This is a genomic window from Stenotrophomonas sp. Br8, from assembly GCF_014763005.1.
GTDB lineage: Bacteria > Pseudomonadota > Gammaproteobacteria > Xanthomonadales > Xanthomonadaceae > Stenotrophomonas > Stenotrophomonas lactitubi.
Genome location: NZ_JACGTN010000022.1, coordinates 24,571 through 30,833, shown reverse-complemented (window position 1 = coordinate 30,833; position 6,263 = coordinate 24,571). Strand labels below are relative to the sequence as shown.

Genomic DNA, 6,263 nt, shown 5'->3' with positions numbered 1-6,263 from the left:
GTTCGAATCCATCACGGCCCACCATCGTAGACAGCGCCGGCATCATCTGCTGGACAACCCAGAAAGCGCCGAGAGGCGCTTTTTTGTTGCCCGCGTGCGGCCACGGTCGGCCACGCCCGCGACGCTGGCGCAGGAAATCTTCCAGCAACACCGAATAATTACCTTTAAGGTAATTAATTGGGGAATATGAAGTAATGAATCGTGCGACTCTGGCCGGTCAGAATCGACCGGCCAGGTCTTTTTCAACCGTAGTGCGCGCGTAGAAGCCCGGCGTCGTGGAAGGAAATCCCCTCGCGGATGCACTCCTCGGCGCGTTCCATGTCCTTGTGCAGCTGGATCAGTGCATCGTCGGCGAGCTGGTCGATGTCCACCACTCCGCAACAGGCCTGGTCGATCACATGCTGCATCGGCTCCCCCCAGCGCCGCCGTACGTTGCGGATCATGCGGCAATGCCACTCGCGCATGATGGCGTCCATCCGCCGTTCCCCCGGGGCTGCATGCGCCTCACCGGCCACCACCCGCAAGGCCGGCGCCGGGCTGCGACCGCCGCGCAGTTCCTGGGTCCTAGCGGCCAACCGCTGTGCGAGCTCCTCGAGTCGCGTGTGAGTCATCCTTCGCCTCCCTGATCCGTTTTGCCAGAAGCTTCGTCAGGTCGAGCACATTGTCCGGCGCCGAAGGCTGACCGAACGCGTCCACGACCATGAATGCGGTCTCCAGCAGCACAGGATCGTAGATCCATTCCGGTGGATCGCCGACCAGCTCCAGGTAGTGCGAAAGCACCTTGACCGCAGCGCTCATCTTCTCGAAATCCAGTCCCGTAGATTGAGACTGAAGCGACACATCAACGTCCTGATCGGCACGATCAAGCGTGCCGTGCGGGAGCTGCATTGCCGACTCGAGATCGCGGGCCAGGCGATGGCCGATGCTCTTCGGGTTGCTCTCCGAAATCCACTGGCTGACCTGGGGCTGCGCCCAGCGGGTGCCGCCGAACAGGCGGGCCCATTCGGCCGGGCCGCCGGCAGCGGCAACGCGGAGGCGCATGTTGAGGGTGCGGGCGGTACTGGCGTCCATCTGTAGATGGTGCTCTGCATTACCAATCCAGCAAATGACCAAAACGGTATTGACTATCCATTACCTTGACGGTAATGTGTGGGCCATGAACCTCATCGACTACGCCATCTCCCAAGGGGGCTACGGCACCCCAAGTTGCCCCGTGATGCGCCGTCTGGCCCACCAGACCGGCTGTGCGCTGCGGACCCTCTACATGATCGCCCGCGGCCACAAGTTGCCCGGTGCCCGTCTGTGCCGACGCATCGAGCTGGCCACGGCCGGCGCGGTCCGCCGCGAATTCCTGCGCCCGGATGTGTTCGCGCCGGGTCCGTCGTCCATCCAAGGATAAGCCCACCATGCAGCTTGATACGTTCGGCGAATACGTCCGCAGCCGTCTGGAGCACTGGGGCGGTGAGTACGCCCTGCATCGCGACTGCGAATACCTGGGCTTCCAATCACGCAACCTGCTGGCTGTCCTGATCGAGCATCGCGGCGACATGCCTGGCCGTGCGCAGGGGTACAAGCCACTGGAGACGGATCTGCTGGCGCAGCAGATTGAAGACATCATCACCGCAGTTGCCCGTGACAACGTGGCGATGGCCTGCGCACTGCGTGGCTACTACTGCGGTCGCGGCCGTCGCAAGGTCGAGCGCTTCGAGACCGCCAATCTGCTGCTCGCCAACTGCGGGCAGCGACCGGTCTCCAACCGGCATTACCTGAATCTGGTCGAGCTGGGCTTCCAGCGCGTGCGCGGCTGGATGGAAGGCATCGCCCAGGCCGCATGAGCGGTGGGCGCAACTTTCGCCCGTCTCCCGACCGGATGAACCCTCGCGCCCAGCCGGCAGCGAGACGGGCACCTCTCCCGGCCACCTCGGTACGTCGTGGCCAGCATCGAATCCTGGACTTTCCATGAAAGAAGAAATCTTCAGCGCAGTGGGCGCAGCGGCGGCCAAATCGGCTCCGCCGGTAACCGTTGCCGGTGCACTTGCCGCCGGCATAACCCTGGACCGCCTGGTGGTGGTCCTGACCATCATCTATCTCGCCGCGCAGATCGCTTACCTGTGCTGGCGCTGGTTGCGCGAGTGGCGGCGGAAGGGACGCGAATGAGCAGGCCGGCCACAGCGTTGCCGGTGCGCCGTCTGGTTGCCGCGCTGGCCCTCAGTGCCGCAGGCCTGATCGCCATTGTCGAGCATGAGGGCTATACCGACGCGGCGGTGGTGCCGACCCGCAACGATCGGCCGACCTATGGTTTTGGCTCGACCCGACGCGAAGATGGCACGCCGGTGCGGCTCGGAGACCGGACTACACCGGTCCGTGCGCTGCGTACCGTGGAAGCACATCTGGCACGCGAGGAATCGCAGTTCCGCGCATCGTTGCCGGGCGTCGCGCTGACTCAGGGTGAGTACGACACCTATGTCGACTTCCTCTACCAGTATGGGATCGGCAACTGGAATGGATCGTCCATGCGCGGGCACCTCCTGCGAGGTGAGTATCGCCAGGCATGCGATGCGTTGCTGCTGTGGAAGCGGGCAGGGGGCTACGACTGTTCGACCCGGGTCAACGGACAGCCGAACACGGTGTGCTGGGGCGTATGGCAACGGCAGCAACAGCGTCATGCCCGCTGCCTGGCGGAGCAGTGAAGGATGCCACGCACATTGATCGCGATTGCGCTGCTGGTGCTGTGGTCGTCGGTGATGTTCGCGGCAGGCTGGGGCTGGCGTGGCGATCGCAGCGATGCCGCAAAGGCAGAGGTTGCGTCGCTGCAGCACGCCGAGGCAATGCAGGCCGAGCGCGCAGCGCGCGAACGGCAGGCGGTACAGACCGGGGCGATGGCCTCGCTGGGAGTACGACATGAACAAGATCGCGAACGTGCGGCCGAAGTGGAAGCCGAGGTGGTCGCTGGCCTGCGTGCTGGCAGTCTCCGGTTGCGCAACGACCTCGCCGCCTGCCATACCGGTCGCTTGTCCGACGCCACCGCCAGCGCCCGCGAACGTGATGCGGGCGCCCAACTACGAGCAGAGGTTGCGGCAGCGCTTGTTCGAATCGGACGCGACGCCGACGACCAGCTCAGGAGCTGCCAGGCGGTGATCGCGTTGGACCGGCGTTGAAAGCGTGCGGGTCGGGGTGGGGTCAGACCTTCGGTAACCCATGACGAGCGTTCAGCAGCGGATCTTCGCAATCGGAGTCGAGATGGAGTCTGCCGTGCGATCAGCGTGGCGTTATGCTCAGCGTCTTTCCCAGGATGGGCCGCCCCATGCGTTTGATCGTGCTGTCGCTGTTGTTGTCCGCTGTTTCCGCCGCGCCGCTGATGGCCGCCGAGTCTGCGGCTGAGCCGGCGGTCGCTTCGCCGCTGGCCATCGGCGAAACCTTCACCATCGAATCCAGGGCGTTGGGCGAAACCCGCCGCATCAACGTGTACCGCCCAAAGCCGTGGGGCCTGGACCCGAAGACGCCGCTGCCGGTGCTCTACATGCCCGACGGTGGCATCGGCGAGGACTTCCTGCACGTGGCCGGGCTTGTGCAGGTACTGACCGGCAACGGCAGCATGCGTCCATTCCTGTTGGTCGGTATCGAGAACACCGAGCGCCGCCGCGACATGACCGGCCCCAGCAACGTGGCGGAGGATCGCAAGATCGCGCCACGTATTGGTGGCTCGGCGGCATATCGCGATTTCCTGCGCGATGAACTGATGCCGCAGGTGCGCCAGCGCTACCCGACCACCGACGAGCGCGCGCTGATCGGCGAATCGCTGGCGGGCCTGTTCGTGGTCGAGACGCTGCTGCAGGAACCGACCTTGTTCAACAGTTACATCGCGCTGGATCCCAGTCTGTGGTGGAACCGCAGCGCTTTGCTGTCTGGCGCAGGCAAGCAGTTGCCGTCAGTTGCCCGCAGTGGCGCACGGCTGTTCCTGGCCAGCAGTGGTCAGCCGGAGCTGGCCGCGTCGAGCGCACGCTTGGCGGCAGTGATGCAGCAGGCATCACCGGCAACGCTGGTGAAGTACCAGCCGCTGCCGGAAGAGACCCACGCGACGATCTATCACCCCGCGGCACTGCAGGCCCTGCGGACGCTGTTCCCGGCACCGCCGCCGGCTTCGCCCTGAGAGTGGCTTGGCGTACGGCAACGCGGCGTGTGAGGATGCGGTAGCGGCGCCACCTGCGTGCGCCGCCCGCAACGGGAGAGCGAACGGATGCAGCGTGTGCGTGGATGGAGTGTAGCGGTCTGCCTGGCCGTAAGTGGTTGTGCGATGTCGGTGGCGCCGCCGGCCGCGCAGGGTGAAGCGAAGGAGGGCGCGACGGCCGTGCCCGGCGTGGTGCTGCCCGATACAGAGTCACTGCGCGTGCATGACCCGATCGGGCGCGACTATGCCCTGTGGGTGGCATTGCCTGCTGGCTACGCGGCACATCCGCAGAAGCGCTATCCGGTGCTGTACGTGACCGATGCGTTGTACAGCTTTCCGCTGGTGCGCAGTGTGCGCAACCTGGTGGGGCAGCAGGGGGTCAATATCGAGGATTTCATCCTGGTCGGGTTGCCGCCGCAGGAAGGACTGACGTCGAAACAGAGCCGCTCGCGCGATTACACGCCCAGCAACCCGGTGCGCACGCCAGCCGGCTACTACAGCGATGATGTTATCTACGGTGGTGCCGCGCACTATCGCGACTTCGTGGCTGCGCAGGTGTTGCCGATGGTCGATGCGCGCTACCGTACCGATCCGGCCCGGCGCGTGTTCGCGGGTCATTCCTATGGCGCGCTGTTTGGTGCTTACGTGCTGACGACCCAGCCCGACATGTTCGGCACCTACATCCTGTCCAGTCCGTCGCTGTGGTTCGACCAGGGCCTGCTGCCGCGCATGCAGGACGCCGCGGTAATGCCTTCACAGCCCATCCGTGTGCTGTTGTCGGTGGGCGGCTACGAGACGGTCAAGCCGGGGCCACGCTATTCAACGGGCAACGACATGCTGCGGCAGACCGCCGACTTTGCCGGCCAGCTGCAGGGCAGCGGTCGCAAGCTGCAGGTGGAGAACATCGTGATTGATGGCGAAGACCATCTCACTGTGTATCCGCGCGTGATCACCCGCGCGCTGCTGCAGGTACTTCCGGGCGAAGGACCGTACACCGGCGGTTGACGGCCAATTCCATCCACGCATGCAGATGCACCAGTAGATCCACGCCATGCGTGGATGAATGCCTCACGCTGCCTGTGCATCCGCCCCGGTCAACACGCCGACATCCGCATGACGGAAGCACAACCGGATCGCATCCAGCAGCTCGCTCATGTTGTAGGGCTTGGGCAGGAAGTGGATGCCGTCCTGCAGCTGCGGCAGCACGGCATGCTGGTCCATGCCGGAGGTCACCAGGATCGGCAGCTCGGGGTACAGACCGCGCACGCGGTTGGCGGCCTCGATGCCACTGACCCGGCCGAGATTGACGTCGGTGAACATCAGGTCGAAGCGCTCACCGGCCGCCAGCAGGCCCAGCGCGGCTTCGGCGCTGCTCACGCCTGCGACGTGGCAGGCCTGGCTCTCCAGCGCCATCCGGCTCAGTTCACGGGTTTCCTCGGCGTCTTCGATCAGCAGGACGCGTGGTTCAACGTGGCGCTTGGACAGCAGCATGACGCAACAACTCCGGACGGTAGGGCATGAAAGGCGCGCAAGTATGCGCAAGCCCCCAGTGAGCCCCGTGTGCAGGATTGGCTAAGTGGGCGTTACAAGACCTAGCTGCGCTGGCGGCGCGCATGCCAGGCCAGTGCTGCCACCGCCAGCAGGCGCAGTGCGCTGGGCAGCCGGGGGCAGCGGCACGCGCCGGAAGTCCCTGTGCCATCGGTCATGCGTTGCCGCACAGTCATCCGTACGCAGGTACAGTCGAGGGCAGACCGACAGGAGCAATGCGAATGCTGTGCCCCGTGTGCAAGACCCAGACCCTGCAGATGGCCGAGCGCCATGGCATCGAGATCGACTACTGCCCGAGCTGCCGTGGCGTATGGCTGGATCGTGGCGAACTCGACAAGATCATCGAACGCGCCACTGACGGTGCAGGCGCCGCCATGCCGCCGCCAGGGCCCGCGCCTGTGCAACCGCAGGCCGCGCCGCCGCCGGTGATGCATCGCGATACCCGTCATCTCGGCCAGCGCCACGACGACAACCGTGGCCAGTACAGCCAGGGTTACAAGAAAAAGAAGAAGGAGAGTTTCCTCTCCGAGCTGTTCGATTTCTGAGG

General features: G+C 65.1%; 11 protein-coding genes. 8 read left to right on the top strand and 3 right to left on the bottom strand.

Annotation, left to right across the window (positions count from 1 at the left end; translation table 11 throughout):
- Positions 1–242 precede the first annotated feature (242 nt).
- Both H3005_RS18340 and H3005_RS18335 read right to left on the bottom strand, forming a co-directional pair.
- A complete protein-coding gene (locus tag H3005_RS18340) occupies positions 243–476 on the bottom strand; it encodes a hypothetical protein (RefSeq protein ID WP_025874663.1) in 234 nt (77 codons plus the stop codon).
- An 88-nt stretch (positions 477–564) separates the two neighbouring features.
- Positions 565–1,071: a hypothetical protein gene (locus H3005_RS18335; RefSeq protein WP_100553302.1), complete on the bottom strand. Its 507-nt coding sequence runs from the start codon at positions 1,069–1,071 to the stop codon at positions 565–567.
- An 85-nt stretch (positions 1,072–1,156) separates the two neighbouring features.
- Between H3005_RS18335 and H3005_RS18330 the strand changes: the two genes are divergently transcribed.
- From H3005_RS18330 to H3005_RS18300, 7 genes are all read left to right on the top strand, one after another.
- Positions 1,157–1,399, top strand: coding sequence for a YdaS family helix-turn-helix protein (locus tag H3005_RS18330; protein WP_191078724.1), 243 nt, complete (start codon positions 1,157–1,159; stop codon positions 1,397–1,399).
- A 7-nt stretch (positions 1,400–1,406) separates the two neighbouring features.
- The gene (locus H3005_RS18325) at positions 1,407–1,835 is read left to right on the top strand and encodes a hypothetical protein (protein WP_100553301.1); all 429 of its coding nucleotides are present in this window, start codon (positions 1,407–1,409) and stop codon (positions 1,833–1,835) included.
- Between the two features lie 124 nt (positions 1,836–1,959).
- Positions 1,960–2,157 (top strand): hypothetical protein, encoded by a 198-nt coding sequence (locus tag H3005_RS18320; protein ID WP_025874660.1) that lies wholly within the window; start codon positions 1,960–1,962, stop codon positions 2,155–2,157.
- A complete protein-coding gene (locus H3005_RS18315) occupies positions 2,154–2,690 on the top strand; it encodes a lysozyme (protein ID WP_100553300.1) in 537 nt (178 codons plus the stop codon). The genes H3005_RS18320 and H3005_RS18315 overlap by 4 nt, the downstream gene beginning before the upstream one ends.
- Before the next feature lie 3 nt (positions 2,691–2,693).
- Positions 2,694–3,158, top strand: a complete 465-nt coding sequence (locus H3005_RS18310) for a lysis system i-spanin subunit Rz (RefSeq protein WP_100553299.1) — start codon at positions 2,694–2,696, stop codon at positions 3,156–3,158.
- Between the two features lie 146 nt (positions 3,159–3,304).
- Positions 3,305–4,150, top strand: coding sequence for an alpha/beta hydrolase-fold protein (locus H3005_RS18305; RefSeq protein ID WP_100553298.1), 846 nt, complete (start codon positions 3,305–3,307; stop codon positions 4,148–4,150).
- Between the two features lie 87 nt (positions 4,151–4,237).
- Positions 4,238–5,173, top strand: a complete 936-nt coding sequence (locus H3005_RS18300; protein WP_100553297.1) for an alpha/beta hydrolase-fold protein — start codon at positions 4,238–4,240, stop codon at positions 5,171–5,173.
- Positions 5,174–5,236: 63 nt separating this feature from the next.
- On the opposite strand, the gene H3005_RS18295 is transcribed toward H3005_RS18300, so the two are convergent.
- Positions 5,237–5,659 (bottom strand): response regulator, encoded by a 423-nt coding sequence (locus tag H3005_RS18295; protein ID WP_100553296.1) that lies wholly within the window; start codon positions 5,657–5,659, stop codon positions 5,237–5,239.
- A 278-nt stretch (positions 5,660–5,937) separates the two neighbouring features.
- Between H3005_RS18295 and H3005_RS18290 the strand changes: the two genes are divergently transcribed.
- Entirely contained in the window at positions 5,938–6,261 is a 324-nt protein-coding gene (locus H3005_RS18290) for a zf-TFIIB domain-containing protein (protein ID WP_025874650.1), read from the top strand.
- The last annotated feature ends 2 nt before the right edge of the window (positions 6,262–6,263 follow it).

What these genes read in the sequence shown, in the direction of transcription:
- H3005_RS18300 (WP_100553297.1), top strand. Translation starts at nt 4,238, where the DNA reads ATGCAGCGTGTGCGTGGATGGAGTGTAGCGGTCTGCCTGGCCGTAAGT.
- H3005_RS18340 (WP_025874663.1), bottom strand. Translation starts at nt 476, where the DNA reads ATGGACGCCATCATGCGCGAGTGGCATTGCCGCATGATCCGCAACGTA.
- H3005_RS18320 (WP_025874660.1), top strand. Translation starts at nt 1,960, where the DNA reads ATGAAAGAAGAAATCTTCAGCGCAGTGGGCGCAGCGGCGGCCAAATCG.
- H3005_RS18315 (WP_100553300.1), top strand. Translation starts at nt 2,154, where the DNA reads ATGAGCAGGCCGGCCACAGCGTTGCCGGTGCGCCGTCTGGTTGCCGCG.
- H3005_RS18305 (WP_100553298.1), top strand. Translation starts at nt 3,305, where the DNA reads ATGCGTTTGATCGTGCTGTCGCTGTTGTTGTCCGCTGTTTCCGCCGCG.
- H3005_RS18335 (WP_100553302.1), bottom strand. Translation starts at nt 1,071, where the DNA reads ATGGACGCCAGTACCGCCCGCACCCTCAACATGCGCCTCCGCGTTGCC.
- H3005_RS18290 (WP_025874650.1), top strand. Translation starts at nt 5,938, where the DNA reads ATGCTGTGCCCCGTGTGCAAGACCCAGACCCTGCAGATGGCCGAGCGC.
- H3005_RS18310 (WP_100553299.1), top strand. Translation starts at nt 2,694, where the DNA reads ATGCCACGCACATTGATCGCGATTGCGCTGCTGGTGCTGTGGTCGTCG.
- H3005_RS18295 (WP_100553296.1), bottom strand. Translation starts at nt 5,659, where the DNA reads ATGCTGCTGTCCAAGCGCCACGTTGAACCACGCGTCCTGCTGATCGAA.
- H3005_RS18330 (WP_191078724.1), top strand. Translation starts at nt 1,157, where the DNA reads ATGAACCTCATCGACTACGCCATCTCCCAAGGGGGCTACGGCACCCCA.
- H3005_RS18325 (WP_100553301.1), top strand. Translation starts at nt 1,407, where the DNA reads ATGCAGCTTGATACGTTCGGCGAATACGTCCGCAGCCGTCTGGAGCAC.